Below are 1,514 nucleotides of genomic sequence, written 5' to 3'. Positions count from 1 at the left end.
CAGGGTAAGAGCAGCTCAATCATGCTTGACAAAAGCATTTGAGAATCTGCATCATATAGTCATTGTTCATCGCAGCCCGTTTTCTTTTTTGTCGCAAGCTACGCTGGAGAGTTGTTTCTTTGTTGACAGCATTCAACGCCATCCGTCTGACCAGAGCCAAGTTTTGAGGGCTATTTAACGAACGAATACGGCATTTATCTTCATTGAACGTCACATCTAAACTCCAATGAACTTGATTCTCAATGCCCCAATGTTTACGAATAGCACGACCATTCCGCTTTAGCATCTACTGGTAACGAACTTAGGTAAAACTGTACCTCATAAGTGGTTTTATTCCAAAGATGACGAACTCTTTCGACAATTACAATAGTGCGTAGATTTGCCCACTGTTCTTGTTTGTAAAGTCCTCCGGTTTGGCCACTGGTACCGCCCAAACTTTTCGGCTTTCGACGCGATGATGTCCCTTTTCGGTTCGGGAGTCATAACTGATTTCAATTCCCACGAATTGCTGAGTTCTTGCGGTCTCAAACCAGTTTTTTACGCTTAGTGTAAAGAGTGGGATGATTGCTTTTTAATGCTACGACATAATCAGGGTAAACGCATCTATAGCGTTTCTCAGAAAGATGAGGTACAATAACAGCAGTGAGTAAACCAATTCCTCATATCGGATAATGTAACTTGATTGAAGGCAAACTCTATCGCTTCTGCTAATTCTCGATAATTAGTCGTTTTGATAGAACGGAGAATGTTTTTGAGTTTTGACCATAAATGTTCAATTGGTGAGAAGTCGGGCGAATAGGGCGACAAGTATATTAATTTTGCCCCTTTCTTTTTGATGGCTTTTTCTATTTCTTCTCCGGTATGAATAGTACAATTATCCATCACTACACAAGCACCTTTCCATAATTTTGGTACTAACTTTCGGATGATAAAAGCCTCAAATGTAATTCCATCACTTGTGCCTGTTAAATTGACTGATGTTAGGACTTCATTGACCGATATAGCTCCAATTATTGAGACATTTCTGCCCGGTTTATTCGGTTTTGGTTCCTTGGCTCTTGAACCTTTTATAGACCGAGCATATAACCTAACCATTGCCAAGTTTACTCCACATTCATCAATGAATATTAAGTCTTTGAGACAAACTTCTCGGATTTTTTGCCAGAACTTATATCGCAGGTTCTGAACTCTGTCACTGCCTTTGTCTGAGGGAAAAAGAGTTTTTTTTAAGGTCATATTTAAGAGTTTTGCCATTCTTCCCATTGTTGCTATGCTGATAGTAAAACCATTTTTTTGGTACAGTAAATAACGGAGTTCTTCGAGAGTTGCATCATTGTTTGCTTCAATCAATTCCGCTAAAATTAGCAGTTGTTCTGCATTCAGTTTTAATTTGACTCCGCATCGCTCAGTTCGAGGAGCAATATTTTGGGTCTCACGATACTAGACCTCTTGCAAAAAAAATCTATGCTATAATAGAAGGTTTTCAATTTAATCCCCCTAGAGCTAACTCATAA

1 protein-coding gene and 1 pseudogene are annotated in these 1,514 nt (G+C 39.1%); both read right to left on the bottom strand.

What is annotated here, in order from left to right:
* Positions 1-19 precede the first annotated feature (19 nt).
* A pseudogene (locus tag QUA74_RS29725) lies at positions 20-590 on the bottom strand (ISAs1 family transposase); the annotation flags it as partial.
* Between the two features lie 25 nt (positions 591-615).
* Positions 616-1,422 (bottom strand): IS630 family transposase, encoded by an 807-nt coding sequence (locus QUA74_RS29720; RefSeq protein ID WP_333336359.1) that lies wholly within the window; start codon positions 1,420-1,422, stop codon positions 616-618.
* Positions 1,423-1,514: the final 92 nt, after the last annotated feature.

Source organism: Microcoleus sp. LAD1_D3, assembly GCF_036702135.1.
In the GTDB taxonomy this organism is placed as follows: Bacteria; Cyanobacteriota; Cyanobacteriia; order Cyanobacteriales; family Microcoleaceae; genus Microcoleus.
The sequence above is the reverse complement of the archived record's forward strand: the minus strand, read 5'-3'. Positions and strand labels throughout refer to the sequence as shown.